Below are 25,455 nucleotides of genomic sequence, written 5' to 3'. Positions count from 1 at the left end.
GGTCCACGGGGCACCTCCTCGTGCTAAGGTGTGCCCCCCTATTAAACACGGACCCTTACACATAAATCCTTACACGACCCACCCCCAGGGCCACCGCCGCCATCAGTAGGAACCTTGCGCCTTTCATCGCTCACCTCCGGCAGGTCCTAACTCGGACCTCTCCATCCACGTTTTAGCACCTACCCCCTAGGACAGGTGTCCTTGTGACAGATGTCCCAAGCCACAGCCCTGAGACAGGGCAATCCCTTGGTGTAACCCAAGTCAAAACCCAATGGTCAGGCTGAACTTTTTGTCCAGGTGCGGGAGGTGCTAGAGCTGCTTTCCCTTTAGGGAACCACCGAAAAGGTGCTACAGCAGCGGCACGCCTCTCGTACACAGGGCCTTAAACAAACCCTTGGCACGACAAGGGCTCCCCGGATTAATCCGGGGAGCCCTTGTGCCGAAGCTTAATGGGTGTACTCCCGTTCGTGGAAGGTGGTTACCACCCACCACATCCCTTGGGGCACGAACAGGTAGACCAAGGAGCTGAAGGCGATTAGATACTTCCAGAAGGGATCCAGATGGGGCGGGACAATCATGCCCAAAGCGCCCATGGCTTGCAACACAGCAAAAATGTAGGAAAAGGCCACCAGCGAAGGCCTTCCCAGCATCCGCCCCAGGGCGTAGAACATGGCGTAGAACCCCGCAGCCGACACCATGAGCATCCCGGAAAGCATGAGGTTCCGCACCGCCTCGCTAGTCATGGGCCCCCACCCCCTTGGCCTGAGCAGCCCGTCCCTTTCCAATGGTGGCGAGGTCCCAAAGGAGGACCAGGTAGCTCACCAAGAAGAAAACCCCGAAGACAAAGCGCCAAATCATGCCGTTTTGGAACCAGGGATGGGTCTGGGCTTCAATGTAGGCTTGCCAAGTGCTTCCGCCAATAGCCCGTTCCACCATGGTCTGGGTGAAACCCGCCACGGTCATGGCTGCGGACATGCCAAAGATGCTCACCACCATTAGCACAAAAGCCCACTTCCAAAGCTTGGAGTCAAAACGAGGCCAGTCGGCTCGGCGCACCTGGTGGAGAGCCATGTAGATCACGGTCAAGATGGCTGTCACATAGGCCCCGAAGAAGGCCAGGTGGCCGTGGGCCGGGGCCAGCTGGGTGCCATGGGAGTAGAGATTGATCTGGGGGAGTGTCTGCATGAAACCCCAGACCCCAGCCCCGATAAAGTTTCCAAAGGCTTGAGCGATCGCCCAGAAGAGGGCGGGCTGGTTTACCGTTTGCATGCGGTGCATCCCGGCATCGTAAACAGCGTGGACCACCATAGCCACCAAAGGTATGGGCTCGAGGGCGCTGAAGAAGCCCCCTAGGCCCAGCCAGTACTCGGGCGTGCCGATCCAGAAGTAGTGGTGGCCGAGGCCGAGGATACCGGTGCCGAAGACAAGGGCCACCTCCAGATAGAGCCAGGTTTCCACAATGCGCCGGGGCGTCCCCAAGAGATGCATCAGGGCCATGGCCATGATGGAGCCCACCAAAACCTCCCAGGTAGCCTCCACCCAAAGGTGCACCACCCACCACCAGAAGTACTGGTCCATGGAAATGTTTGGGGTATAGTGCATGCCGGCTGTGTAAAGCCCCGCCAAGGCCACTAGGTCAAACATCAGGACCGCCACTACACCCGTGATCCGCTTCGCTTTCAGCGCCGTGGCTACCACGTTGTAGAGGAAGATGGCCATCACCGCCACGATGCCAAGATCGGCCCAGCGCGGGGCTTCTATGTATTCCCGCCCCTCGGTGATGAACCACAGGGTAAAGGCATTGCCCGGCCCGTACTGCACCAGGAGGTAGACCAGGACCACCACGCCCACCGCGGCCACGAGGGTAAAGAAGGCAAAGCGTGCCAGCCGGATGCCTACCACTTCCCGGCCCAGCTCCAGGGGCAAGAACCAATAGACCCCACCCATGAAGCCTAGAAGGAGCCAGACAATCATGGCGTTGATGTGGAGCATCCGGTTGGTCATGAAGTTGAGCTTCCCGTAGAGGAAACCGGGGTCTAAATACTGCCACGCAGCCAAAAGGCCAAAAAGGATCTGGGCTCCGAAAAGGGCCAGGGCTACCCAGAAGTACAAGAGGGCCAGCTTTTGCGACTCGTAAAGCTTACCCTTGGGCATAACCTCTGTCATACTTCTCCTCCCTTACTGCACCCCTGCGAAACGGTCAGGGAAACCATTGGTGTCTATCGCCGACATCCACTTCAGGAAGGCCACCAAAGCGCGCGCCTCCTCTTCACTGAGATGGAGGTTAGGCATCCGCCGAGCAAAGGTGGGGTAGCGGTCCGGATGCTGCAGCCACTCGGCCATGGCCTCCTCCTTGGTAGCCTTACCGGTCATGGACATCACCATGTTCTCCCATTTGGGATCAAGCCAAGCTCGGGTCAGGTCCGGAGCGAAGTAGGCCCCATTACCGAGAAGGGTATGGCAGTCCATGCAGTTGCGGCTCTGCAGGGTCAGCTTGCCCTTGTTCACCAGGGCGTAGGCCTCCTCCTCGCTCCACGTCCTTCCAAAAAACCCCACCTCGTCACCGATCACTGGGATGTCCCGGTGCTTTTCGTAGTCCCGCTTAAGCCCGATTGCCTTGTTTATCACCGTGTAAGCGGGGACTCTAGCTGAGCCTTCCCGGATCTGGTTTAGGGAATCAATCGTCAGGTAAACGAGGATCCCCGTCATGATTAAGGAGCTAACCCAGGCCGCATTCCGCCAGAAACGGGGCTCCAGCCATCCCGAACCCCGGGACAGCCAAAGGGTGAGGATCGCCGTAGCGAAGAGGGCCCCGATGGTGGTCTCTATCCAACCGATCTCCATATCCTAAACCCTCCTTTCACCTCCGACCTCTAAACTCGGACTTGAGAGGCCGGCTTTCCATGACTTAGGTCAAGGGCAAAAGTCCCAGAAAAGCGCCACATTCTAGGACCCACACTTACTTTGGACCCCTTAAGGGAACGCCCTCTCACCAGGGTTAAGCTAGTGCGGCGTACCATACGGGCATGCCCGTGCGTAGCCTTCTTCGGCGGGAAGAGTCCTATGCCCTGCACGCCCTCCTCCTTTTGGCGGAGGAACCAGGCCTCTCCGCGGTGGAGATCGCCCAAAAACTCAAAGCCCCCCCTGCCTTTATGGCCAAGGTGCTTTCCAAGCTGGCCAAGGCGGGGCTGGTGGAAAGCCGGATGGGACGCGCAGGAGGAGTGTGGCTCAAAGGTGCTCCTGAAGAGATCAGCCTCCTCAAGGTCATGGAGACCCTCTCCGGCCCCGTGGCCCTGGACCTCTGCGCCACCCTAAAACGCTGCCCCACCGAGGAACGGCGGGGGGTCTGCTACCTCAAACCCAACCTGGTGCGCATGAACCTGGAAATCCGGAAAGCCCTAGGGGGCCTCACCCTCAAAGACCTCCTTCCGGAAAAGGTTTGACCCAGGTCATGGCCCCACCTACCCTCAGCCCTCCAGGCTAAGGGCATGGAAGGGATCACACTAACCACCCCAGTCAACGAGATCTTGCAACGTTACCCGGAAGCGGTACGGCTTTTGAGCGGGCTCGGTTTGGACACTTGCTGCGGCGGGGCTGAGCCCTTGGAGGAAGCGGCCAAGCAAGCCGGGCGGGACCCTAAAGAGGTCCTGCAAGCCCTGGCCGATTTCGTGGAGGAGGGCCAGCGGTGAACCTCTTGGATAAGGCGCGTTATGGAGCGGTGCGGGGTGTGGAACTCCTGGCTGACCATCCTGAAGTGCGGCTCGTCCTCTTCAGCCTGACGTCGGGTCAGGAAGTGAAGGGGGTGGGGGAGCCCCGGGTCCACCTCCTCTGTCTGGAGGGCGAGGGCATCCTGTGGGCTGGAGAAAAGGAGGTGCACGCCACCCCCGGGGTCCTTCTTGCCGCAGCCCCGGGCGAGCCCCATGGAGCGCGGGCTGGCCAGGGGCAGTTTTTGGTGCTCGGCATCGTCACCCCCAGGCCATGATCCTAGCTAGCCGCCTGGCCCTCACGAGTGCCCTTCTTTGGTTTGTGGCCGCCACCTGGGTAGGGCTCTTCTTGGGGCTCGGCTTCCTGCCCTACACCTGGCGGCCCGCTCACGCCCACATGCAGCTTTTGGGCTTTGTGGGGCTCATGATCTACGGCGTGGCCTACCATGCCCTGCCCCGGTTCCGGGGGGTGGTCTTCCGGCGGCCTGGGCTCGCCCTCCTCCAGGTGGGCCTTGCCAACCTTGGGCTTGGGGGCATGGCCCTCTCCTGGGGGTTCGCCTGGGGTGCTGGGATCTGGGGCTTCTTCGCCGGGGTTTCCGCCTTGGCCGGGCTTCTTTTCGCCCTGTTGATGCTGGAGGTGCTATGGGGGTAAGGGACCTTTGCCCCGCCCCCCTTCCCCTACCCTGGAGGCGAGGATGCGTAGCATGAGCGTTCCCCTAAAGCAGGTGGCCCTGCCCACGGAGCACGGGGGCTGGGGCTTCACGTTGGAGCCGGTGCTCCTGGGCCTCCTCCTCTCCCCTGGGCCCCACACCCTGGGGCTTTTCCTCCTGGGCCTTTTCGGCTTTCTGGCGCGGCACCCCTTAAAGCTCGCCTACCAGGACCTGCGGAGGGGCAAGCGCTACCCCCGCACGGACCTGGCCGTAAAGGTGGGGGGCGCCTACCTCCTCCTGACCCTTTTGGGCCTCCTCCTCACCGCCCTCACCGCCCAAGGCCCCTTCCTCCTACCCCTCCTCCTCGCCTTGCCCCTGGGGGCCTTCGTGGCCTGGGCCGACGCCCGGGGGAGGTCGCGGGACCTTTTCCCCGAGGTGGCCGCCGCCCTCTTTATGGCCGCCTTGGCCCCGGCGGGGGCGCTGGCGGGGGGCCTTGGGGCCCAGGTGGCCTGGGGAAGCTTCCTGGCCCTGGCCCTACGGGACGTGGCCGCCCTTTACTACGCCCGCACCCAGGTGCTCCGGGCTCGAGGCCTCGTTCCCAAGCGCTACCCCGCCTTCCTCGCCCTCTTCCTCGTTGCGGGCCTGGCCTTTTCCCTGGGCAAGGTGGGCCTCCTCCCCATGGCCGTCTTCCTGGGTCTTTTCGCCCTCGCCGTCTACGGAGGGGTTTCCCTCCTTCTCTCCCCCATGCCCGCCCGGGTCATCGGCTGGACGCAGATGGGCTTTGGCCTCCTCCTGGTCCTCCTCGCCGCCCTTGGATACACGTGGATGGGGCTTCCCACCGCCCTTCTTGGAGCGTCAAGCCTCCACCGCCTTTTGGGGTGGAGCCTGGTGGGGCTCGCCTTCGGCCTTGGCCTTTGGCTCCTCTTCCGCAAGGAGGTGGCCAGGGCGGCCCGCTTCGCCCTGGGCCTTTACGACCTGAACGCCCTCTTGGGCCTCCTTCACCTGGCCCTTGGGGCCCAGCTTTCCCCGCACCCCCTCCTCGCCCTCCTCGGGGTGGTCCTGGCCCACGCCCTGGTCCGCCGGCCCTATCCGTGGCCGGGGGTGGGGTTCCTCCTTTTGGGGCTCCTCCTCCTTTGGCACTAGGGTGGGCCCAAGCACCTTTTTCGCCCCAGGGATAAGGGAAAATGAGCCCATGCGGAAAGCCTGGGGCTTGCTCCTTTTACTGCCCCTCCTCCTCGCCCTCCTCAACCTTTCCCTTGGCCTCCTTAAGCCGCCTAGGGCCTGGGCCGAGCCCATCCAGGCGCCCGCCGAGGCCCTCCAGGCCGTCTACCGGGAGGCCCACCCCGCCGCCCTGCGCATAGAAGGCCCCGAGGGAAGCCGGGGCACAGGCTTCTTCTACGCCCCGGGCCTCGTCCTCACCGCCTACCACGTGGTGGCGGAAGGGGGGCCCTACACCTTGGTCCTGGCCAGCGGAAGGCGGGCGGCGGCGCGGCTTTTGGGCTTCGCCGAGCCCTTGGACCTGGCGGTGCTGGCCACGGAGGAAACCCCTGCCAAAACCCTTCCCCTGGAAACGGAAAGGCGGCCCCGGGTGGGGGAGGCCGTGGTCCACATCGGCAACGGCCGGGGTCAGTTCATCGCCCCCCGGTACGGGCGGGTGACCCGCCTCGAGGTGAGCCCTTCCCCCTTCCTCCCCTCGAGCCTCGTGGAAACCTCCCTCCCCCTCGCCCCCGGGGACTCGGGGGGGCCGGTCCTGGACGCAAATGGGAAGGTCCTGGGGGTGGCGGTGGCCATCGGCCAGACGGAGGAGGGCTTCCGGAGCTTCTTCACCCCCCTCTTCGGCCGGAGGGAGGCCCTGGCCACCCTGGAGGCGGGTGGAAAGAGCTACTGGCCCTACCTGGGCCTCCGGGGCCCCAGGGCCTTGACCCCCGAGCTCGCCCAGCAGCTCGGGCTTCCCCCGGGCGGGGTGCTGGTGGGGGAGGTGGTCCCGGGCGGGGCCGCCCACCGGGCAGGGCTTAAGGGGCTGGAGTCCGGCGGGGTGCCCGACGTGATCCTCGAGGTGGACGGCACCCCGGTGAACTCCTTTGAGGACCTCCTGCGGGAGGTGCGCAAGCGGGAGGTGGGGGAAAGGGTGCGCCTCACCGTGCGTCGGGGGAGCGAGGTCTTCCAAGTGGAAGCGGTCCTCGCCCCCTTCCCAGGGCGCTAGTCCACAACCTCCCGGTAAGGGGGCACGCCCGGCATCCCCTCCGCCAGGAGCACCGCCCGGGCGATGGCCCGGGCCAAAGCGTCGGCGGCGTAGGCCCCCAGGCGGAAAAGGGCCATGGGGCCCACCCCCCTGCCCTCCCCCAAGGCCAGGGCGAAGACCAGGTCCCCGTCCAAAGGGGTGTGGGCGGGGCGGAGGGCCCGGGCAAGCCCATCCTGGGCCATGATGGCAAGCCGCTTGGCCTCCGCCTTGGTGAGGGGAGCGTCCGTGGCCACCACCCCTAGGGTGGTGTTTTGGCCAAGAAGCAGGGGAAAGCGGTAGTCCTCGGGAAAACCCCGGTAGCGGGAAAGGTCCGGAAGGAGCGCCCGTTCCGCCTCGGCCAGGAAGGGCTCGGCGTAAAGCTTTCCCGTGGCCGGGTCAAAGGGGCGGCCCAGGCTGTTCACCGCCGCCAAGGCCGCCACCCGATAGCCCTCTTCCAGGCGGTAACCGGCAAGGCCAAAGCCCCCTTTGACCCCGCCCGCCACCGCCCCCGTGCCCGCCCCCACGCTCCCTTCCGCCACCGCCCCTGAGGCGGCGAGGGCTGCTCTATACCCCGCCTCCCTCCCCGGGGGCCTGAAGACCTCCCCCCGCCCCAGGTCGTAGAGTACGGCGGCGGGCACGATGGGCACCACCCCCGCCGGGGTGGGGAAGCCCTTTCCCCTTTCCCGCAGGTAGTCCATGACCCCATCCGCCGCCCCCAGGCCAAAGGCGCTTCCCCCGGTGAGGAGGACCGCCTGCACCCGCTCCACGGTGTTCTCGGGGAGGAGGAGGTCGGTCTCCCGGGTGCCGGGGGCCGCCCCCCGCACGTCCGCCGCCGCCACCGCCCCCTCCTCCACCAGGACCACGGTGCACCCGGTGCGGGCCTCCCGGTCGGTGAAGTGCCCCACCCTAAGCCCCGGGAAGAGCGCTGCCTCACCCCACAAGGCTTCCGCCATGGGCCCAGTATGGGGTAGGCTTAGGGGCAAGACAAGGAGGCGGTATGTGGGAGTACCTCATCCACGGCGAGCCCACACCCAGGTTGCAGGCCTTTTTGCACGGGGTTGGCCAAGCCTTGGAGGCCCAGGGTTTCCGCCACAACCCGGAGGCGGAGGCCCCCAACCTGGTCTTAAACGCCATCACCCCGGAAAACCCCAAGCCCTACCGCCGCAAGGCCCAGGCCACCTTCGTGGCCTCGGTCCTGGAACTCCCCGACTACCCCGAAGACCCCCTGAAGGAGCTCTACCCCTACCTGGTGCGGGCCCTTTCCAACGTCCTCTTAGCTTACGTGCCGGGAAAGGGGGTGGAGTTCCTCACCCTGGAGCTCGGCCACTACCGGGAACCTGAAGGGGCAGGCTTCCTTGAACGGGTAGCAGAGCGCCTCCGGCCCATCGCCTGTAGCCGCCTCGTGATCAACAACATCTTTGAGCCGGACCTGGAACCGGAGCTTTGGCAGGGGGATGCGCTCACGGAAAGCATGTACCGGGCGGGAAAGAAGCTCAAGGAGTGGGACCTCCTCCCTGCCCCCTTCCCCATTGAGGAGATCCTGCCCCCCGAGGACCTCCGCCACGTGAAGCGGCTTTACGGCATCGGGGGGCTTTCCTACGGCAACCTCTCGGTGCGCAAGGACGAAAGGCGCTTCTGGATGTCGGCAAGCGGGGTGGACAAGGCGAACCTGAAGGAGATCGGCCGGGACATCCTCATGGTGAAGGACTACGACCCCAAGCGTAACGCCATCCTCCTCTCCGTTCCCCCCCACGTGGAGCCCAGGCGGGTGAGCGTGGACGCCATTGAGCACTGGATGATCTACCGGGAGCACCCCCAGGTGGGGGCCATCCTCCACGTCCACGCCTGGATGGAGGGGGTGCCCGCCACCCCCTTCAACTACCCCTGCGGCACGTACGAACTCGCCCAGGCGGTGGCGGAGAAGGTGCGCCAGGCCCCCGACCCCGCCCGGGCGGTGGTGGGGCTCAAGAACCACGGCCTCACCATCACAGGGCGGAGCCTGGACGAGATCCTGGAGCGCATTGAGGGCAAGCTCATCCGCACCGTGCCCATGTCATGAAGGCCCTTCTCTACACCCCCTCCCTTCCCCGCTTCCTGGCGGCCCGGGCCCTGGGGAAGCGGTTTCCCAAGGGGCTCCTTCCCCTCACCCTCGCCGAGGTGCCCCTGCCCGAGCGGGAAGGCTTCGCGCGGGTGCGGGTCCGGCTAAGCGGGGTCTGCGGCTCGGACCTCGCCCTCCTCTACGGCAAAAGCCCCCCCTCCATAAGCCCTTTCTTTTCCTTCCCCGCTGTCCTCGGCCACGAGATCCTGGGGGAGGTGGAAGGGAGCCTGGTGGCGGTGAACCCCCTTTTGGCCTGCGCCGACCGGGGGCTTCCCCCCTGCCCCCAGTGCCAAAAAGGGGAAGAAGGGCTTTGCCAGAACGTGGCGGAAGGGGCCCTGGCCCCGGGGATGCTGGGCTACCACCGGGACCTCCCGGGAGGCTGGGGGGAGTGGGTCCTGGCCCGGCCCGAGCGGCTTTACCCCATCCCCGACGGGGTCCCCGAGGAGCGGGCGGTGCTGGCCGAGCCCTTGGCCGTGGTCCTTAGGGGCCTCAAGAAGCTCAGGCCCTGGCCTGAGGAGCTTCTGGTCCTCGGCATGGGGACCCTGGGCCTTTTGGCGGTGAGGCTCCTTCGGGTCTTGGGCTACGGGGGAAGGCTCCTCGCCGTGGCCAAGTACCCCCACCAGGCGGAGCGGGCCCGGGCCTTCGGGGCGGACGCGGTCTATGGGAGCGCCAAGGAGGCCCTGGCCGCGCGGGCCAAGGGCTACCGCTACCTCCTCTTTGAGGGACACCGGGGCGGGTACCAAGGGGTGATAGAAGCCTCGGGAAGCGGGCAGGGCTTCCGGGAGGCCCTCGCCCTGGCGGAGGAGGGGGGAAGGGTCCTTCTGCTGGGCGCCCCGGGGCTAGCGTGGGTGGACCTTTCCCCCTTTTGGTTCAAGGAGGTGGGGCTTCTCGGAAGCTACACCTACACCCGGGAGGAGTTCGCCCAGGCGGTGGCGCTTTTGCCGGAACTGGCGGGCCTGGAAAGCCTGGTGGGGGGCGTCTTCCCCTTGGCGCGCTGGAAGGAGGCCCTTTCCGCCCGGGGCAAGGCCCTCTTCCGGCCAAATGTGCCCTAGGCGGGGATGGCCAAAAGGGGCTCGGGCTATACTTGCCGGCAAAGCGGAAGGGGGCGGCATGGCCTGGGAAGAGGAGCCCTTTTTGGAGGCCGGCGAGAAGCTCAGGCGGCTTCTTAAGGAGGTCAAGCGGGTCATCGTGGGCCAGGACCACCTCCTGGAGAGGATGCTGGTGGCCCTGTTGGCCCGGGGCCACCTCCTCATTGAGGGGGTGCCCGGCCTTGCCAAGACCCTGGCGGTGAAGACCCTGGCGGAGGCGGTGGGGGGAAGCTTCCGGCGCATCCAGTTCACCCCCGACCTGGTGCCCGCGGACCTCCTCGGCACCCGGGTGTACAACCCCAAGGAAGGGGAGTTCCGCACCGAGCTTGGGCCCATCTTCGCCCACCTCCTCCTGGCGGACGAGATCAACCGGGCCCCGGCCAAGGTGCAGTCGGCCCTCCTCGAGGCCATGCAGGAACGCCAGGTGACCCTGGGCAAGGAAACCTACCCCCTGCCCAAGCCCTTCCTGGTCCTCGCCACCCAGAACCCCATTGAAAGCGAGGGCACCTACCCCCTGCCCGAGGCCCAGCTGGACCGCTTCCTCCTCAAGGTGGTGGTGGACTACCCCGCCTTCCACGAGGAGCTGGAGATCGTGCGCCGCATGACCACGGGGGAGGAGATCCGGGTGGAGGAGGTCCTCTCCCTGGAGGAGCTTTTAGCCCTTTCCCGCCTGGCGGACCGGGTCTACGTCCACCCCAAGGTGGCGGAGCACGCCGTGGCCCTGGTCCAGGCCACCCGGGACCTGGAGGGGGCGGGCCTCAACGAGCTCAAGCCCTACGTGGCCTTCGGGGCCAGCCCCCGGGCCTCCTTGGCCCTGGTGCAGGGGGCCAAGGCCCTGGCCCTGGTGCGGGGCCGGGCCCACGCCCTGCCCGAGGACGTGCGGGACCTTTACCTGGACGCCCTCCGCCACCGCCTGGTCCTCTCCTACCAGGCCCTGGCGGAAGGCATCACGGCGGAGGCGGTGCTAAGCGCCATCCTAGCCCGCTTCCCCGCCCCCTTCGTGCCCCTCCACGACCCTTATGGAGACGCCCGAAGCCCTCTTGGCCCGCCTGGAGCTTAAGGTGGTGCGTCCCCTGGACGGGCTCCTCTTCGGGGACTACCGGGGGGTGTTCTACGGCAGGAGCCTGGAGCTGGCGGAAATCTCCCCCTATAGCCCGGGGGACGAGGCGGAGCGCATAGACTGGCCCGCCACCGCCCGCACCGGGGAGCTCCACGTGCGCCGCTTTCGGGAGGAGCGGGAGCTCACCCTCTGGCTTCTCCTGGACGGAAGCCCCTCCATGCGCTTTGGCTCCAGGAGGCGGGAGAAGTACACCCTGGCCCTGGAGCTCGCCCTGAGCGTGGCCTACATCGCCCTAAGGCACGGGAACCGGGTGGGGGCGGTCCTCCCCTCTGGCCTCGTGCCCCCCAGGGGCGGGAAGGCCCAGGCCCTCCTCCTGGCCCGCGAGGCAGAGAAGCCTGGGCCTCCCAGGCCCCTGGCCGAGGGGCTGGACCTCCTGGGAAGGGTGGCGCGGCGGAGGAGCCTGGTCTTCGTCTTCAGCGACTTCCTAGACCCCTTCGCCGAGGCCCTGGCCCGCCTCGCCGCCCGGCACGACCTGGTGGCGGTCCTGGTGGAGGACCCTTGGGAGCGGGCCCTGCCCGAGGCCGGGGTCCTGGCCTTCCGCGACCCGGAAACGGGCCTGAGCGTGGAGGTGAACGCCCTGGACCCGCGGGTGCGGGAGGCCTACCGGAGACGGGCCGAGGCCCACCGGCTTGCCCGCATGCGGGAGATCGGGAAGGCGGGGGCGGAGCTCCTCCTGGCCTCCACGGAGATGGACCTTCTTCCCCTCCTCCTGGGCTTTGTGGAAAGGAGGCGAAAATGGCCTTCAAGAGCCCGGAAGCCCTCCTCCTAGGGGCCTTCCTCCTGGGGGTGGCCGCCCTCGTGGCCTACCTCTTAGGGGAGGCGGGAAGGAGGCGGCTCCTCCAGGCCCTGGACCCCGCCTTCGCCCCAAGGCCCAAGTCCCTTCCCCTCCCCTACCTCCTCGCCCCCCTTCTGCTCCTCCTGGCGGCGGGCCGGCCCGAGGCCCCCGTGCCCTGGCGGGAAAACCTCACCCAGGCCGTGGTGGTGCTGGACACCAGCCACTCCATGGCCGCGGACGACGAGGCCCCAAGCCGCCTGGAGAAGGCCAAGGCCTTGGTGCGAGCCTTCCTGAAGGGCCTGGACCCCTCGGTGAAGGTGGGGCTCGTGAGCTTCGGTCCCCAGGCGGTTTTGGTCCTGGCCCCCTCCACCGACCGCAAGGCGCTCTTGGAAGCCCTCGCTGGCCTGAAACCGGGGGGCGTGAGCCCCTTGGGCCAAGGGCTCCAACAGGCAAGGCGCATCCTCCGACCCGAGGGCCCTGAGCGGGACCTCCCGGAGGCAAGGCCCCCCGCCGCCATCCTCCTCCTCTCCGACGGGGCGGCCAACGCCGGGAAAGACCCCTTGGAGGCGGCGGCCGAGCTGGCCCAGGCCCGGCTTCCCGTCTTTGTCCGCCCCCTGGGCGACCCCCGGGGGGCGGTGAGCCGCATCGGGGAGGGGCTTTACTTCGTGCCCACGGACCCCGGCACCCTCCTCCGCCTGGCCCAGGCCACGGGGGGCGGGGTACTCCAGGAGGACTTCCGCCCCCTCTACCAGGCCCTTAAGCCCCACTACGTTTGGAAAGCGAGCCCCAAGGAGCTCACCCAGGCCCTGGTGGTAGGGGGGTTCTTGCTCCTTAGCCTCGGAGCCTATGCGGGCCTGGCCCGGGAAGGGAGGTGGCCGTGAGCCTCTTGGCCCCCGAGGCCCTAAGCCTCCTCCTTCTCCTCGCCTTCCTCCTTTTGGGCCTTTGGAAGGCGCGGCCCAAGGCCGCCCTCCCCCACCCCCTGGCGGCCCTACTCCAGGAGGCGGCCAAGGAGGCCCGGGGGCCTTTGCCTTGGCTCCCCACGGCCCTGTTCGCCCTAGGGCTTTTCCTCCTGGCCCTGGCGGCAAGCCGCCCCCTCCTGCCCCTGCCGGGGCAGGCTAGCGAAAACGTGGTGGTCCTGGCGGTGGACGTGAGCCGGAGCATGATGGCCACGGACCTGAAGCCGAACCGCCTCGAGGCCGCCAAGGAAGCGGCCCGCACCTTCCTCAACGAAGCTCCCAAGGGGCTTCGCATCGGCCTTGTGGCCTTTAGCGGCTACGCCCAGACCATCCACCCCCCCACCACGGACCGAAAGCGCCTCCTGGAAAGCTTAAACAGCCTGGAGTTTGGCCGCTCCACCGCCATCGGGGAGGGGATCATGGAGGCCCTGGCCCAGATCCGCCAGGCAGGGGGAAAGGGAGAGATCCTCCTCCTCACCGACGGGCGGAACCGCACGGGCGTAGACCCCCTGGAGGCGGCGGGCGAGGCGGCCAAGATGGGGGTGAGGGTCCACGCCGTGGGCGTGGGCGTGCCCGGCTGGACCCCGGGGCCCGAGGACCCGGTCATGGGCTTCGGCTTCTTCCCCGGGGCCTACGAGGTGGACGAGGAGCTCCTTTGGGCCATCGCCGAGTTGACGGGCGGGGAGCACCACCTGATCCGCTCGGAACGGGAGCTTTCCGCCCTCTACCAAAGGCTCGCCCGAGGGGTGCGCCTGGAAGTGGAAAAGGCCGAGGCCACGGGCCTTTTCGCCCTCCTGGGCGGGCTCCTCGCCCTTTTGGCGGTGGGCTTACGGCGCTACCTCTCCCCCGCCTAGGAGCCGCCGAAGGGGTTGGGCACGGGCTCCACCGGGAAAAGCTCCTGGGGCTCTCCACCGGGCACGGGAAGCATGCGGAAAAACTGCCCGTTCAGGAAGAGGTAGACCTGGGGCTCGCAAGTCCCCTCTTGCGGCGGGGCGGGAAGGGTAAGCTGCGTCGGCACCGCCTGGGGCCGGGCCAAAAAGGCCACCCCCGCACCCAGAAGCCCCCCCAGGGCCAAACCCCAAAGGAAGGGTTTCATAGCCCAAGCCTAGCAGCCTTAAAGCCAAAGGAAAAGGGGAAAGCTCCTTTTCCCTATAGCCTAGCCCACCTTCCCTCCTCGAGGCCTCCCCCACGCTAGGGGCACGCGCACCTTGGGCCTTCTCCTTTTCTTGGGTTTCCTCCGGGTAAAGGCCCTGGCCCCGGGGCCCTGGCGCCCCTCCCGGAAGCCCAGGACAGCTATGGCCGCCCCGTGGACTTCAGGGGAAGCCACGCGGTCCTGGGGCATGATCCCCGACCCCCAAAGCCGGCTGGCCCGGGCCTACGGGGTGCGAAGCCTCCTGGGCTTCCACAGCCGGGACACCATCCTTCTCAACCCCGAGGGTCCGGTGGAACGGATCTGGCGAAGGGTGACGACGCGGACACCCTCTTGGCCCACCTGAGGCAGCGCCTGCGCTAAAGCTCGTCTCATCCGCATGCCCCAAGCCCTGCGTAAGATGTAGGGCGTGTACGCCATCCGCCAGGGCCTAAAGCAGATCCTGCGCCACCCCACGGCCAGCCTCGCCACCTTTTTCACCGCCTTGGTTTCCTTCGCCCTCCTGTACTTCCTGGGCCTCCTCCTTTGGAACCTGGAACGGGTGGTCCAGACCCTGGAAAAGGAGCTGGAGGTGGCGGCCTTCCTGCGGCCAGGGGCCAACGTGGAAGCCGTCTTGGGCGAGATCCAATCCTGGCCCGAGGTGGCAGAGGCCCGGCTCGTCACCAAGGAGGAGGCCTTGGCAGAGCTGGTCCTGGACTATCCCTACCTGGCGGAGGCCAAGGACTTGGTGGAAAACCCCCTGCCCGACACCCTGCGCCTCAGGCTTAAGGACCCCGAGGCGGTGCGCCAGGTGGCGGCGCGCCTGCGGGGCCTTCCCGGGATAGAAGGGGTGGAGTACGGTGGGGAGCTCACGGAGCGCCTGGTGCAGGTGCTTGGGGGAAGCCGGCTGGCCATGGGGATCCTGGTGGGGCTTCTCCTCCTCAACACCTTCTTTAGCGTCATGGGCTCCATCCGTCTTTCCATGGAAAGCCGCAAGGAGGCCCTTTCCATCATGCTCCTGGTGGGGGCCACCCGGCGCTTCATCCAGGGGCCCTTCGTGGTGGAGGGGCTTTTCCTCACCCTGGGGGCGGGGGCCTTGGCCGTGGCCTTGGGAGGGCTGCTCTACCGGGCCTTGGCCCAGGCGGTACAGGGGCTTCTCCCCTTTTTGCCAGTGCTGGGGCCGGAAGACCTCCTGCGCACGGGGCTTCTGGTCCTGGCCCTGGCGGGGGTCTTGGGGGCCGGGGGGGCCTTCATGGCCAGCCGGGCTTACCTGAAGGAGGTCTAGGGTGCGGCTTTGGCTCCTTCTCCTCCTAAGCCTCTCCCTCCTGGGCTTGGCCCAGGACCTCAAGGCCCAGGAGGAGGCGGTGCGCCGCCTCGAGGCCCAGGCGGCCCGGGCCAGGAGCCTGGATCAGGAAACCGCGCGGCGCATCCAGGCCTTAAACCGGGAGCTCGCCCGCCTTTCCGCCCGGGTGCAGGGCCTTTTGGGGGAAAAGGCCCGGTTGGAAAAGGAGATCGCCCGCCTGGAAGGCGAGCGCGCCCAGCTCCGGCAAGAGATCGGAAAGCTCAAGGAGGCGGTGCGGGAAACCGAAGGGCGCATCGCCAAGCTGGAGCGGGACCTGGAAAGCCTCAAGGCCCGGCTCCAAGCCCTCATGCAAAGCCTCTACCGGGAACGGGCCGGGCGCTACCTGCCCCTCCTCAGGGCCCAGTCCTTCACCGATTTGGCGGTGCGGGCGCGCTGGGTGGGCTACCTCTCCGCCCAGGACACCGCCTTGGTGCGCGCCTTCCAGGGCACCCTGAAGGCCCTACGGGAAGAGCGGGAGCGGCTTCGCCTCCTCCTCGCCGACCTTTCCCAGAAGGAGGCTTCCTTGGCGGAAACCCAGGCGGCTCTGGAGCGGGAAAGGCAGGGGCTTTTGATCACCTTGGCCGCTTTGCAACGGGAGGAAGAGGGCAAGCGGGCCCTCCTGCGGGACACCCTCCAGGAACGGCAGCAGCTCCAGGCGGAGCTCGCCGCCCTCCAGGCCCGGGTCCTGGCGGAAAGGCAGCGCCTTTTGGAGCTCAGGCGGCAGGAGGAGGAGCGCAGGCGCCAGGAAGAGGCGCGAAGGGCGGAGGCCGCCCGCCGCCAGGCCGCCTTGCGCCCCCAGGTGGTGGTGCCGCCCCCACCCCTCCCCGCCCAGGTGGGGCGCCTGGCCTTTCCCGTGCCCGGGGGGCGGGTCCTGGTACCCTACGGCCAGGAGGGCCCTTTCCAGGTGATCCAAGGCCCCGCCCCCGGAAGCCCGGTGCAGGCCGCCGCCGAGGGGTACGTGGCGGGCATCCTGTACCTGCCCAACCTGGGCTACACGGTGATGCTGGTGCACACGGAAACCCTCTCCACCGTCTACACCAACCTGCAAGAACCCCTGGTGCAGGAGGGAGAGAAGGTGAGCCGGGGCCAGCTTCTCGGGTACACGGGCGGCGGGCTCCTCATCCGCCCCGAGGAGCTGGAGTTCCGCGTGGCGGTGCGGGTGGGGGAGGAGACCCGCTTCGTGGACCCCGCCGCCTACTACTAGGCGGGCGCAATGAGCCCGTAGTTGCCGTCCTTGCGGCGGTAGATGACGTTGATCTCCTCGGTGTCGGCGTTGCGGAAGACGAAGAAGTCGTGCCCCAAGGCCTCCATCTGGAAGGCGGCCTCCTCCGGGCTCATGGGCTTCATCTCAAAGCGCTTCACCCGCACGATCTTAGGGCCTTCCTCCTCCTCGGGCTTGCGCAGGGCCTCCAGGTCCCGCACCTCGGGGGGCGGGGGGCCTTGGTAGGAGTGGCGCTTGCCGATGAAGCGCCGCTCCTTAAAGCGCTTGAGCTGGGTTTCCAGGCGGTCCACCATCCGGTCAATGGCGGCGTAGAGGTCGGTGTCCTCCTCCTCCACCCGCACCAGCCCCCCGGGGAGGTCCACCTGCACCTCGGCCTTAGCCTTCCGCTCCACGTGGGGGCTCCCCGCCAGGGAGAGGACCACCTTGGCCATGAGCTCCCCGTTTTGGTAGCGGTCCAAGCGGGCAAGCTTCTTCTCCACGTAGTCCCGGATGGCCTCGGTGATCTCCAGGTTGCGGCCGATGAGCTTGTAGACGTTCATGCACCCTCCTTTCCGCCCCGGTCAGGGCTTTCCCTTACCCTTATGCTACCACCTTCCCCAGGACGCTCGTCCCGCACCACCTGCCCCGCCTTGAGGACCACCACCCGGGCGGGGTAGGCCTCCAGGAGCTCGCGGCTATGGGTGGCCACCAGCACCGTGGCCCCGCGGCTGTGGGCGGCCTTGAGGATCTCCAGGACCTGGAGGGCATTGTCCAGGTCCAGGTTGCCCGTGGGCTCGTCCGCCAGGATCACGGGAGGGTCCAGGAGGAGGGCCCGGGCGATGGCCACCCGCTGGGCCTCCCCCACGGAAAGCTCCTCGGGGAAAGCCCGCCTTTTGTGGGCGAGGCCCACCCGGCGAAGGGCGGTGGCCATGCGCTCCGGCCACTCCTTCCGGGGCACGCCTTGCACCTCCAGCACGAAGGCTAGGTTCTCCTCCACGGTGAGGTCCCTTAGGAGGCGGTGGTCCTGGAAGACCATGCCGATGCGGCGGCGGTGGAGGGCCACCTGGTCGCCCCGGAGGTTTTTTAGGTTCTGCCCGGCGAAGTAGACCGCCCCCTGGGTGGGAAGAAGCCGCCTTAGGATGAGGGAAAGGAGCGTGGACTTCCCCGCCCCCGAGTGCCCCACCACGTAGACGAACTCCCCCTTCTTCACCTCGAGGCTCACGTTGTAAAGCGCCTTGGTCCCCGTGCGGGGGTACTCCAGGCCCACCCCGTGGAAGGCGATCATGCCCCCACTATACGCAAGGCGGGCCACGGTTGCTTCTCATGGAAGGGCGCTATAGTGGAGGCTAGGTGAGGGAGAAGATGAAACGACGCGCGTGGTTCATCGCCGGGATCGGGGTGCTCCTTGCCCTGGTCTACGCCCAGCTTCCCAGGCCCCAGGCGGAAAGCCTCCTGCAAAACCCCAGCGGCCAGGCCCTCCTGGAGGTCTACCAAAGGATCCAGCAGGACTACCTGGAAACCCTGCCCAAGGAGAAGCTCAACGCCCTCCTGGAGGGGGCCATCGGCGGCATGGTGGCCGCCCTCAAGGACCCCTTCACCAGCTACTCCCCGCCCCAGCGGGCAAGCCTCCGCCAGGAGGACCTCAGGGGCGAGTTCTTCGGCATCGGGGCCACCCTAAGCCCCGCCAACCCCGACGGCACCGGGGCCAAGATTGAAGGGGTCATGAAGGGGCTTCCCGCCCAGCGGGCGGGGATGCGGGCGGGGGATGTGATCCTCGAGGTGGACGGGGAGGATGTGACCGGCCTGCCCCTCCAGGAAGTGGTGGCCAGAATCCGGGGCCGGGAAGGCACCAAGGTCACCATCAAGGTGCGCCGGGAGGGTGTGCCCGCCCCCCTGGTCTTTGAGCTCATCCGGGAAAAGGTGGAGGTCATCTCGGTTTCCACGGGCAGGATCGGGGACGTGGGCTACATCGCCTTGGAAACTTTCGCCAACTTCAAGGTGGAGGACCAGCTGAAGCGGGCCATAGACGAGCTTAAGGCCCAGGGCATAAAGAAGCTCATCTTTGACCTTAGGGATAACGGAGGGGGCCTCCTGGACCAGGGTTGCGCCGTGGCCAGCGCCTTCTTGAAGGAAGGCCCCATCGTCTACACCCGCACCAAGAACCTCACCCGGGTCTGGTGCGAGGCCTCGGGAAGGCCCCTCTGGGACGGCCCCATGGTGGTCCTGGTGAACGGCAACTCCGCCTCGGCCAGCGAGATCGTGGCCGGGGCCCTCCAGGACTACGGCCGGGCCAAGATCATCGGGGAGAAGACCTTTGGCAAGGGCGTGGGCCAGACCCCCTACACCCTGGCCAACGGCGGCGAGCTCACCCTGGTCACCTTTGAGTGGCTCACGCCCAAGCGCCGGGCCATCAACAAGGAGGGCCTGAAGCCCGACATAGAGGTCAAGGACACCCGCTTCCCCACCCCCTTCTCCTTCCAGGGGGCAGGGGCCCCGCCGGGGGCGGAGGTGAGCCTGACCCTAAACGGCAAGACCGTGAAGGTGAAGGCGGACGCCGAGGGGAAGTTCACCTACGCCGAGCCCCAGCGGCAGCGGCCCCTTCCCGAGGAGCGGGGCCAGGCGGTCTTGGACCTGGAAAACGACGCCATCCTCAAGCGGGCCCTGGAGGAGCTAAACCGCTAGGGAAGGCGCAAGGGGGGCCGGGGAGGTTCCCCGGCCCTTTACCGCACCACCGTCCCCGGGGGGATGTCCCCGTCCAACGTCACCAAGGCGAGCTTCTCCCCCTCCTGGGCCGCCAGGATCATGCCCTGGCTTTCCACGCCCCTCAGCCTCGCGGGCTTGAGGTTCGCCACCAGCACCACCTTCTTGCCCACAAGCTCCTCGGGCCGGTACCACTGGGCGATGCCGGACACCACCGTGCGCTCCTCCTTCCCCAGGGAAAGCCGGAGGACCAGGAGCTTGTCGGCATTGGGGTGCTTCTCCGCCGCCACCACCTCCGCCACCCGGAGTTCCACCTTGGCGAAGTCTTCTATACCGATCTGTTCCATCTTCTCCTCGCTTTCCTTGGACGCCTTGGCCTCCTTGGGGAAGAGGACCGGGGCTTCCTCGGGGAGGGGAAGGGGCTCCGCCAAGCCCCACGTTTCCGCCTCCTCCAGGCGCGCCGCCTCCTTCAGGCCCAAGGCCCGCCTGAGCTCCGCCATCTTCTCGGGCATGGCGGGGGTGAGGAGGATGGAGGCGATGCGGAGGCCCTCCACCACCCGGTAGAGCACCGCCTGCGCCGCCTCCTTGTCCTCCTTGTAAAGCTCCCAGGGCCTCTTCTCGTTGATGTAGCGGTTCAGGGCCTTCACGTAGGCCATGACCTCCTCGAGGGCCAGGTGGAACTTGAGCTCCCGCACCAGGCCCCGAAGCCTCCCGGCGAGCTCCGTGCCTTGGGCAAGCTCCTCCCCCGCCACGGGCTTTGGGATGCGCCCCTCGGCGAAGCGGAAGAGCATGGCCCGGGTGCGTTGCACCAGGTTGCCCAGGTCGTCCGCCAGGTCCGCCTGGTACCGGGTCCTGAGGGCCGCCTCGCTCACCGGGGTGTCCTGGCCGTAGGGGATTTCCCGCAGGAGGTAGTAGCGCACCGCGTCCCGCCCGTACCGCTCCGCCAGGGAGAAGGGGTCCACCACGTTCCCCAGGGTCTTGCTCATCTTCCGCCCGTCGGGCCCCAGCAAAAACCCTCCCACGTTCAGGTGGCGGTACATGGGGATGCCCGCCGCCTTGAGCATGGTGGGCCAGAAGACGGCGTGGGGCTTCAGGATGTCCTTGCCGATGAGATGCCAGGCGTGGGGCCAAAAGGTCTTGAAGCGCTCCCCCTCGGGGTAGCCCAGGGCGGACACGTAGTTCAAGAGGGCGTCAAACCACACGTAGGTCACGTGGTCCTCGTCCCAAGGCAAAGGGATACCCCAGGGGACCCGGGCCTTGGGCCGGGAGATGGAAAGGTCCCCGATGGGCTCGGCCAGCATGGCCAGGACCTCGTTCCGGTAGCCCTCGGGGCGGATGAGGTCGGGGTGGTCCTCTAGGTAGCCAAGGAGCCACTCCCGGTACTTCTCCATGCGGAAGAAGTAGTTCCCCTCCTTCCGCCGCTCCACGGGGCGGCCGTGGATGGGGCAAAGCCCCTCGGAAAGCTCCTTTTCCGTGTAAAAGCGCTCGCAGGAAACGCAGTAAAGCCCCTCGTACTCCCCGTAGTAGATGTCCCCGGCCTCGTAGACCTTCTGCAGGACGTACTGCACCACCTTCTTGTGGCGCTCCTCCGTGGTGCGGATGAAGTCGTCGTAGGCGATGCCGAGAAGCGCCCAAGCCCTTCGGAAGCGCTCGGAAACCCGGTCCACGAAGGCCTTGGGGTCCTCCCCCGCCCGCTCCGCCGCCCGGAAGACCGTCTCCCCGTGCTCGTCGGTGCCGGTGAGGAAAAAGGTCTGGTAGCCGTCCAGGCGATGCCAGCGGGCCAGGAAGTCCGCCACCACCGTGGTATAGGCGTGGCCCAGATGGGGCTCGGCGTTCACGTAGTAGATGGGGGTGGTGATGTAAAAGACCTTTTCCATGCCTCCTCCTCCTCAAAAAAAACCGGGGCATGCGCCCCGGGCAGGAGGGGAAACCTCCCACCCTAGGGCCAGGGCATGCCCTTCATCGTAAGGGAGTTTACCCCTAGGGCAAAAGCTCTTCAATCCCCAAGGGCCCCGCCACCAGGGCCCGGGTGGCGAGGCCCAGGAAAAGCCCCGTCTCCACCACCCCGGGGATTTCCAGAAGGGCCCGGTGCAGGCCAAAAGGGTCCCCGATGGGGCCAAAGCGGACGTCGGCGATGAGGTGGCCGCCATCGGTGAAGTAGACCTCCTCCCCGTCCATGCGGAGCTCGGGCTCCCCCCCAAGCTCGGCGATGGCCCGGAGCGTGGCCCGAAAGCCGAAGGGGACGATCTCCACCGGCACCGGTCCCCGGCCCAGCACCGGCACCTTCTTGGTGTGGTCGGCGATGACGATGAACTCCTTGGCCGTGCGCTCCACGATCTTCTCCCGGAGGAGCGCCCCGCCCATGCCCTTGATGAGGAAAAGCCCCGGGGCGATCTCGTCCGCCCCGTCAATGGCCAGGTCCACCCCCTCCGGGGGGAGGTCTATGAGGGGGATCCCCTCCTTGCGGGCGAGCTCCTCCGTGGCCCTCGAGGTGGGCACCCCCACCACCCCCCTAAGCTCCCCTTCCCGCAGGCGGCGGGCGAGCTCCAACACGGCGTAGCGGGCGGTGGAGCCGGTGCCCAGGCCCACCACCATGCCGTCTTGCACATAGGCCACGGCGGCGTGGGCCGCCTCCTTCTTGTAGCTCTCCAAGGGGCGCTCCATCACGCCCCCCTTAGGGCCTGAAGGGCCTCCGCCACCTCGAGGGCGTGCCCCTCGGGGGAAACCTTGCGCCACACCTTGGCGATCCTCCCCTCGGGGTCAATGAGGAAGGTCTGGCGCAAGACCCCTTCCACCTCCTTGCCGTAGAGGTTCCTCTTCCCCCAGGCCCCGTAGAGGGCGATGGCCTTCCGCTCGGGGTCGGCGAGGAGGGGGAAGTTGAGGCCGTACTTCTCGGCGAAGCGCTTGTGGCTTTCCACACTGTCGGCGGAAACGCCCAGGACCACCGCGCCAAAAGCCTTCAGGCTTCCCATGTGGTCGCGGAAGCCGCAGGCCTCCTTGGTGCAGCCCGGGGTGTCGTCCTTGGGGTAGAAGTAGAGGACCACCCACTGGCCGCGGTAGTCGGAAAGGCGGTGGATGCGGCCCTCCTGGTCGGGGAGGGCGAAATCGGGCGCCAAGGTGCCTTCCATGCCGGGCATTATAGCTTGTAGCCAAAGCGGCGGAGGAGGTCCTTGCGCCAGGCCACCTCCGCCTCGTCCTCCACCCCAAGGGGCTTGAACCCGTCCATGACCCCCAGAATGGCCCGCCGCTCCCCTTCCTCCGCCACCACCACCTTGAGGGGGTTGGCGGTGGCGGCGAAGATCCGCACCACCTCGGGGCAGGCCTTCACCGCATGGAGGACGTTGATGGGGTAAAACCCCTCGCCCAGGACGATGAGGAAGGTGTGCCCCGCCGCCAGGTTGAGGAGGTTCTTCACCGCAAGCTCCACCAGTCCCTCGTCCGTGCCCGAGCGGCGGATGAGCCGCTTGCCGCTCGCCTCGGAGAAGGCGAGGCCGAACTTGATGCCGGGCACGGCGGTCACCAGAGCCTCGTGCAGGTCCTCCACCGTCTTGATGAAGTGGGCCTGGCCCAGGATGACGTTGAGGTTCTCCGGCTTCTCAATGGGGATGAGCTTGAGCTCCATGGGGCCATTTTACCCGTGGCGTTGACCCCACTAAAGCAGGGAAGGAAGGTGTAGCATGGGGGGCATGGACGTCCTGGAGAAGGCCGTGGCCGGGGAAAGACTTTCCGAAAAGGAGGTCCTTGCCCTCTTTGACCTCCCCCTCCCCGAGCTCGCCGCCGCCGCCCACGAGGTTAGGCTCAAGAAGACGGACCCCCAGGTGGTCACCTTCCTCATAGACCGCAACATCAACTACACCAACGTCTGCACCGTGGCCTGCGCCTTCTGCGCCTTCTACCGCACCAAGCGGCAGAAGGACGCCTACACCCTGAGCTACGAGGAAATCGCGCGGAAGGTGGAAGAGCTCTACCAAGTGGGGGGGAAGCGCATCCTCATGCAAGGGGGGGTGAACCCCGAGCTTCCCCTGGACTGGTACCTGGACCTCCTCCGCTACCTCAAGGAGCGTTTCCCCGACCTGCGCATAGACGCCTTTAGCCCCGAGGAGATCCTGGGCCTGGAGCGCCTCACGGGCCTTAGGGCCGAGGAAATCCTGGAAAGGCTTAAAGCGGCGGGCCTGGATGGGATGCCGGGGGCGGGGGCGGAGATCCTGGTGGACGAGGTGCGGCAAAAGGCGGCCCCCGCCCGCATCAAGACGGCGGACTGGTACCGCATCGTGGACGCCGCCCAGGCCTTGGGGCTTTACACCCTGGCCAGCATGGTCATCGGCTTCGGGGAAGGCCCCAAGGAGCGCACCGCCCACCTCCTGGGCCTCCGCGCCCAGCAGGATAGGGCCCTGGAGCGCTACGAAAACGGCTTCGCCGCCTTCGCCCTTTGGACCCTCCAGGTGGAGCACACCCGCCTCAAGGGCAAGGCCCCGGGGGCCACGGCCCACGAGTACCTGAAGACCCTAAGCATCGCCCGGCTCGCCCTGGACAACTTCACCCACTTCCAGGCCTCCTGGCCCACCCTGGGGTTCAAGGTGGCCCAGGCCGCCCTCTACTACGGGGCGGACGATTTCGGGAGCACCATGCTGGAGGAAAACGTGGTCTCGGCCGCCGGGGGGCACGGCCGCACCCACGCCACGGTGCGCCAGATCGTGCGCCACATCGTGGACGCCGGCTTTAGGCCGGCGGAGCGGGACCCCCTTTACCGCATCCTCCGCTACCCGGACGCGGAGGCCTTGTTGAAGGAGCCCGAGCCCTTAGAGCTACCCCTGGCCTAGCCCGTGCGCTTGAGCTTTCCGGTGCGCTTGGCCCAGCGCTCCGCCAGGCCGAACACCCAAAGGCCCAAGGGGATGAAGGCGACCCCCATGAGGAGGAGGGTGCCCAGTTCCGGGAGCACCGCTCCCAGGGGGGCCCCCACCAGGTGGCCGGGGACGGAGTCCGGGTGCTGGATGCCCAGGAGCTTGCGGCTGGCCTCGAGGGCATAGGTGGCGGGGGAGATGTAGGCCAAGGGCTGGAGCCAGGCGGGCAGGACGGAAACCGGGTAGTAGATGCCGGAAACCAAGAGCAAGACCCCCTGGAGGATGTTGGTGGCCTGGGCTCCGTTTTCCGGGCTCATCACGGGCAAGATGGCGGCCATGAGCCCCAGGCCCATGAAAGCGAGGCTCCCCACCAAAAGCACCACCAACACCCCCCAAAGGTTGGCCCCGGTGAGGTCCAGGTCCACGAAAAGGGCCAGGCCCAACAGGATCACCCCGGTGCGCACCACGCTGTAGAAGGTAGCGAAGAGGCTCACCCCCAGAAGGTGGACCAGGCGGGACACCGGGGCCATAAAGGTGTACTCCAGGGTGCCCTCCCACCGCTCGTAGGCGATGGAGTTGGCGATCTCCTGGTACATGGCGGAGAGGTAGCTCCAAAGGAGCGCCCCCAGGACCAGGGTGAGGGTGAGGCGGAAATCCCCCTGGGCCACCCCGATGAGGGCGATGGTGGCGGCATTGACGATGGCGTAAAAGGTGAAAACCACCACCCAGGAGAAGTAGCGCCGCGTCAGGTGAAAGTCGCGGAAGACGAAGGCCCACATGGGCAAGAGGTACTTACGAAGCATCGGTGTCCTCCTCGAGGCCCTCGCCCGTCATGCGCAAGAAGGCCTCTTCCAGGCTGCCGGCACCCGCCAGGGCTTTGAGCTCCTCCACCGTTCCCTCCGCCACCAACCTTCCCCGCACCAGGAAGCCCACCCGGTGGGCCAGGCGCTCCGCCTCGGCCATGTCGTGGGTGGTGAGGAGGAGGGTGGTGCCCTCCTCCCGCCTGAGTTCCTCCAAGAACCCCTGCACGTCCCGGCGGCTTCGAGGGTCTAGGCCCGTGGTGGGCTCGTCTAGGAGCAAAAGGGGCGGACGGATGAGGAGGGCGCGGGCGATGGCCACCTTCTGCTGCATGCCCCGGCTCATCTCCTCCAGGGGGTCGTCAAAGCGCCGGGTTTCCAAGCCGAGCCGCTCCAGGATGGCCATGGCCCGCCCTTCCGCCTCCTTGGGAAGTATGCCGTAAAGCTGGGCGGCGAAGAGGAGGTTTTCCCGGGGGGAGAGTTTCTTGTAAAAGGCGGCGTCCACGCTCACCCGGCCAATCCTCTCCCGCACCCGCCGCTCCTCCTGGGGCAAGGAGTAGCCCAGGATGCGCACCCGCCCGGCATCGGGCACAAGCAAGGTGGAAAGGATGCGGATCAAGGTGGACTTGCCGGAGCCGTTAGGCCCCAAGAGGGCGTAGGTCTCCCCCTCCCCCACCCGGAAGGAAACTCCCCTCAGGGCCCACTCCTCCTGCCTGCGGCCGAAGGTGGTCTTGCGGAACACCTTGGAAAGGTTTTCTACTTCAATGGCCCACACGCCCGCCTCCTTACGGCATAACCCCAGGAGCCAGCGCACCAGCGGAGGCTAGCTGCGG

Annotated in this window: 30 protein-coding genes; 17 read left to right on the top strand and 13 right to left on the bottom strand. The window is 67.1% G+C overall.

Annotated elements, in window-relative coordinates:
• Positions 1-446: 446 nt before the first annotated feature.
• The 3 genes from L0D17_RS04685 to L0D17_RS04675 are packed head-to-tail and all read right to left on the bottom strand — an operon-like array spanning position 447 to position 2,844.
• On the bottom strand, positions 447-743 hold the full coding sequence (locus tag L0D17_RS04685) for a hypothetical protein (protein WP_039456183.1): 297 nt from the start codon (positions 741-743) through the stop codon (positions 447-449).
• A complete protein-coding gene (locus L0D17_RS04680) occupies positions 736-2,154 on the bottom strand; it encodes a cbb3-type cytochrome c oxidase subunit I (protein ID WP_243094108.1) in 1,419 nt (472 codons plus the stop codon). The genes L0D17_RS04685 and L0D17_RS04680 overlap by 8 nt, the downstream gene beginning before the upstream one ends.
• Before the next feature lie 24 nt (positions 2,155-2,178).
• Entirely contained in the window at positions 2,179-2,844 is a 666-nt protein-coding gene (locus tag L0D17_RS04675) for a c-type cytochrome (RefSeq protein ID WP_243094106.1), read from the bottom strand.
• A 182-nt stretch (positions 2,845-3,026) separates the two neighbouring features.
• Here L0D17_RS04675 and L0D17_RS04670 point away from each other — a divergent pair, with 182 nt between their 5' ends.
• The 6 genes from L0D17_RS04670 to L0D17_RS04645 are packed head-to-tail and all read left to right on the top strand — an operon-like array spanning position 3,027 to position 6,557.
• Positions 3,027-3,443: an RrF2 family transcriptional regulator gene (locus L0D17_RS04670; RefSeq protein ID WP_243094104.1), complete on the top strand. Its 417-nt coding sequence runs from the start codon at positions 3,027-3,029 to the stop codon at positions 3,441-3,443.
• Positions 3,444-3,488: 45 nt separating this feature from the next.
• Entirely contained in the window at positions 3,489-3,689 is a 201-nt protein-coding gene (locus tag L0D17_RS04665) for a DUF542 domain-containing protein (protein ID WP_243094103.1), read from the top strand.
• A complete protein-coding gene (locus L0D17_RS04660) occupies positions 3,686-3,982 on the top strand; it encodes an AraC family ligand binding domain-containing protein (protein ID WP_243094101.1) in 297 nt (98 codons plus the stop codon). The genes L0D17_RS04665 and L0D17_RS04660 overlap by 4 nt, the downstream gene beginning before the upstream one ends.
• Positions 3,979-4,356, top strand: a complete 378-nt coding sequence (locus tag L0D17_RS04655) for a hypothetical protein (RefSeq protein ID WP_039456169.1) — start codon at positions 3,979-3,981, stop codon at positions 4,354-4,356. Before L0D17_RS04660 ends, L0D17_RS04655 begins: the two co-directional genes overlap by 4 nt.
• Positions 4,357-4,399: 43 nt before the next feature.
• Entirely contained in the window at positions 4,400-5,497 is a 1,098-nt protein-coding gene (locus L0D17_RS04650) for a YwiC-like family protein (protein ID WP_243094100.1), read from the top strand.
• Positions 5,498-5,546: 49 nt separating this feature from the next.
• Positions 5,547-6,557, top strand: a complete 1,011-nt coding sequence (locus L0D17_RS04645; RefSeq protein ID WP_243094098.1) for a S1C family serine protease — start codon at positions 5,547-5,549, stop codon at positions 6,555-6,557.
• On the opposite strand, the gene L0D17_RS04640 is transcribed toward L0D17_RS04645, so the two are convergent.
• Positions 6,554-7,528: a P1 family peptidase gene (locus L0D17_RS04640; RefSeq protein ID WP_243094097.1), complete on the bottom strand. Its 975-nt coding sequence runs from the start codon at positions 7,526-7,528 to the stop codon at positions 6,554-6,556. The genes L0D17_RS04645 and L0D17_RS04640 overlap by 4 nt on opposite strands.
• Before the next feature lie 44 nt (positions 7,529-7,572).
• On the opposite strand from L0D17_RS04640, the gene L0D17_RS04635 reads away from it, so the two are divergent.
• The 6 genes from L0D17_RS04635 to L0D17_RS04605 are packed head-to-tail and all read left to right on the top strand — an operon-like array spanning position 7,573 to position 13,466.
• Positions 7,573-8,634 carry a class II aldolase/adducin family protein gene (locus tag L0D17_RS04635; RefSeq protein ID WP_243094096.1) on the top strand — a complete coding sequence of 354 codons (1,062 nt, stop codon included), beginning with the start codon at positions 7,573-7,575 and terminating at the stop codon, positions 8,632-8,634.
• The gene (locus L0D17_RS04630; RefSeq protein ID WP_243094095.1) at positions 8,631-9,725 is read left to right on the top strand and encodes a zinc-dependent alcohol dehydrogenase; all 1,095 of its coding nucleotides are present in this window, start codon (positions 8,631-8,633) and stop codon (positions 9,723-9,725) included. The genes L0D17_RS04635 and L0D17_RS04630 overlap by 4 nt, the downstream gene beginning before the upstream one ends.
• A 58-nt stretch (positions 9,726-9,783) precedes the next feature.
• Positions 9,784-10,821: an AAA family ATPase gene (locus L0D17_RS04625; RefSeq protein ID WP_039456158.1), complete on the top strand. Its 1,038-nt coding sequence runs from the start codon at positions 9,784-9,786 to the stop codon at positions 10,819-10,821.
• Positions 10,781-11,650 (top strand): DUF58 domain-containing protein, encoded by an 870-nt coding sequence (locus L0D17_RS04620; protein ID WP_243094094.1) that lies wholly within the window; start codon positions 10,781-10,783, stop codon positions 11,648-11,650. Before L0D17_RS04625 ends, L0D17_RS04620 begins: the two co-directional genes overlap by 41 nt.
• The gene (locus L0D17_RS13530; protein WP_039456152.1) at positions 11,617-12,537 is read left to right on the top strand and encodes a vWA domain-containing protein; all 921 of its coding nucleotides are present in this window, start codon (positions 11,617-11,619) and stop codon (positions 12,535-12,537) included. Before L0D17_RS04620 ends, L0D17_RS13530 begins: the two co-directional genes overlap by 34 nt.
• Positions 12,534-13,466 (top strand): vWA domain-containing protein, encoded by a 933-nt coding sequence (locus L0D17_RS04605; RefSeq protein WP_243094093.1) that lies wholly within the window; start codon positions 12,534-12,536, stop codon positions 13,464-13,466. Before L0D17_RS13530 ends, L0D17_RS04605 begins: the two co-directional genes overlap by 4 nt.
• On the opposite strand, the gene L0D17_RS04600 is transcribed toward L0D17_RS04605, so the two are convergent.
• Positions 13,463-13,708 (bottom strand): hypothetical protein, encoded by a 246-nt coding sequence (locus tag L0D17_RS04600; RefSeq protein WP_039456151.1) that lies wholly within the window; start codon positions 13,706-13,708, stop codon positions 13,463-13,465. The genes L0D17_RS04605 and L0D17_RS04600 overlap by 4 nt on opposite strands.
• Positions 13,709-13,952: 244 nt before the next feature.
• Between L0D17_RS04600 and L0D17_RS04595 the strand changes: the two genes are divergently transcribed.
• From L0D17_RS04595 to L0D17_RS04585, 3 genes are all read left to right on the top strand, one after another.
• Positions 13,953-14,108 (top strand): thioredoxin domain-containing protein, encoded by a 156-nt coding sequence (locus tag L0D17_RS04595; protein ID WP_243094092.1) that lies wholly within the window; start codon positions 13,953-13,955, stop codon positions 14,106-14,108.
• A 63-nt stretch (positions 14,109-14,171) separates the two neighbouring features.
• A complete protein-coding gene (locus L0D17_RS04590; protein WP_039456146.1) occupies positions 14,172-15,026 on the top strand; it encodes a cell division protein FtsX in 855 nt (284 codons plus the stop codon).
• A gap of 1 nt (position 15,027) precedes the next feature.
• Positions 15,028-16,287 (top strand): murein hydrolase activator EnvC family protein, encoded by a 1,260-nt coding sequence (locus tag L0D17_RS04585; RefSeq protein WP_039456143.1) that lies wholly within the window; start codon positions 15,028-15,030, stop codon positions 16,285-16,287.
• On the opposite strand, the gene hpf is transcribed toward L0D17_RS04585, so the two are convergent.
• Both hpf and ftsE read right to left on the bottom strand, forming a co-directional pair.
• On the bottom strand, positions 16,284-16,844 hold the full coding sequence (gene hpf / locus L0D17_RS04580) for a ribosome hibernation-promoting factor, HPF/YfiA family (RefSeq protein WP_039456141.1): 561 nt from the start codon (positions 16,842-16,844) through the stop codon (positions 16,284-16,286). The genes L0D17_RS04585 and hpf overlap by 4 nt on opposite strands.
• Positions 16,841-17,569 (bottom strand): cell division ATP-binding protein FtsE, encoded by a 729-nt coding sequence (gene ftsE, locus L0D17_RS04575; RefSeq protein WP_243094091.1) that lies wholly within the window; start codon positions 17,567-17,569, stop codon positions 16,841-16,843. Before ftsE ends, hpf begins: the two co-directional genes overlap by 4 nt.
• A 77-nt stretch (positions 17,570-17,646) precedes the next feature.
• Between ftsE and L0D17_RS04570 the strand changes: the two genes are divergently transcribed.
• A complete protein-coding gene (locus tag L0D17_RS04570) occupies positions 17,647-18,966 on the top strand; it encodes a S41 family peptidase (protein WP_243094090.1) in 1,320 nt (439 codons plus the stop codon).
• A gap of 38 nt (positions 18,967-19,004) precedes the next feature.
• Here L0D17_RS04570 and metG read toward each other — a convergent pair whose 3' ends face one another.
• The 4 genes from metG to L0D17_RS04550 all read right to left on the bottom strand — a co-directional run bounded on the left by metG (position 19,005) and on the right by L0D17_RS04550 (position 22,606).
• The gene (gene metG, locus L0D17_RS04565) at positions 19,005-20,861 is read right to left on the bottom strand and encodes a methionine--tRNA ligase (protein WP_243094088.1); all 1,857 of its coding nucleotides are present in this window, start codon (positions 20,859-20,861) and stop codon (positions 19,005-19,007) included.
• Between the two features lie 103 nt (positions 20,862-20,964).
• On the bottom strand, positions 20,965-21,648 hold the full coding sequence (gene rpiA, locus L0D17_RS04560) for a ribose-5-phosphate isomerase RpiA (RefSeq protein WP_243094086.1): 684 nt from the start codon (positions 21,646-21,648) through the stop codon (positions 20,965-20,967).
• The gene (bcp, locus tag L0D17_RS04555; RefSeq protein WP_081995758.1) at positions 21,648-22,121 is read right to left on the bottom strand and encodes a thioredoxin-dependent thiol peroxidase; all 474 of its coding nucleotides are present in this window, start codon (positions 22,119-22,121) and stop codon (positions 21,648-21,650) included. Before bcp ends, rpiA begins: the two co-directional genes overlap by 1 nt.
• The gene (locus L0D17_RS04550) at positions 22,121-22,606 is read right to left on the bottom strand and encodes an adenosine diphosphatase (RefSeq protein ID WP_243094085.1); all 486 of its coding nucleotides are present in this window, start codon (positions 22,604-22,606) and stop codon (positions 22,121-22,123) included. Before L0D17_RS04550 ends, bcp begins: the two co-directional genes overlap by 1 nt.
• Before the next feature lie 55 nt (positions 22,607-22,661).
• Here L0D17_RS04550 and mqnC point away from each other — a divergent pair, with 55 nt between their 5' ends.
• Positions 22,662-23,804: a cyclic dehypoxanthinyl futalosine synthase gene (mqnC, locus tag L0D17_RS04545; protein WP_243094084.1), complete on the top strand. Its 1,143-nt coding sequence runs from the start codon at positions 22,662-22,664 to the stop codon at positions 23,802-23,804.
• On the opposite strand, the gene L0D17_RS04540 is transcribed toward mqnC, so the two are convergent.
• Positions 23,801-24,628: an ABC transporter permease gene (locus L0D17_RS04540; protein ID WP_243094083.1), complete on the bottom strand. Its 828-nt coding sequence runs from the start codon at positions 24,626-24,628 to the stop codon at positions 23,801-23,803. The genes mqnC and L0D17_RS04540 overlap by 4 nt on opposite strands.
• Entirely contained in the window at positions 24,618-25,436 is an 819-nt protein-coding gene (locus tag L0D17_RS04535; RefSeq protein WP_341474675.1) for an ABC transporter ATP-binding protein, read from the bottom strand. The genes L0D17_RS04540 and L0D17_RS04535 overlap by 11 nt, the downstream gene beginning before the upstream one ends.
• Positions 25,437-25,455 lie beyond the last annotated feature (19 nt).

Source organism: Thermus thalpophilus, assembly GCF_022760915.1.
GTDB lineage: Bacteria > Deinococcota > Deinococci > Deinococcales > Thermaceae > Thermus > Thermus thalpophilus.
Note: the sequence above shows the minus strand (reverse complement) of the source record. Positions and strands in the feature narration are given on the sequence as shown.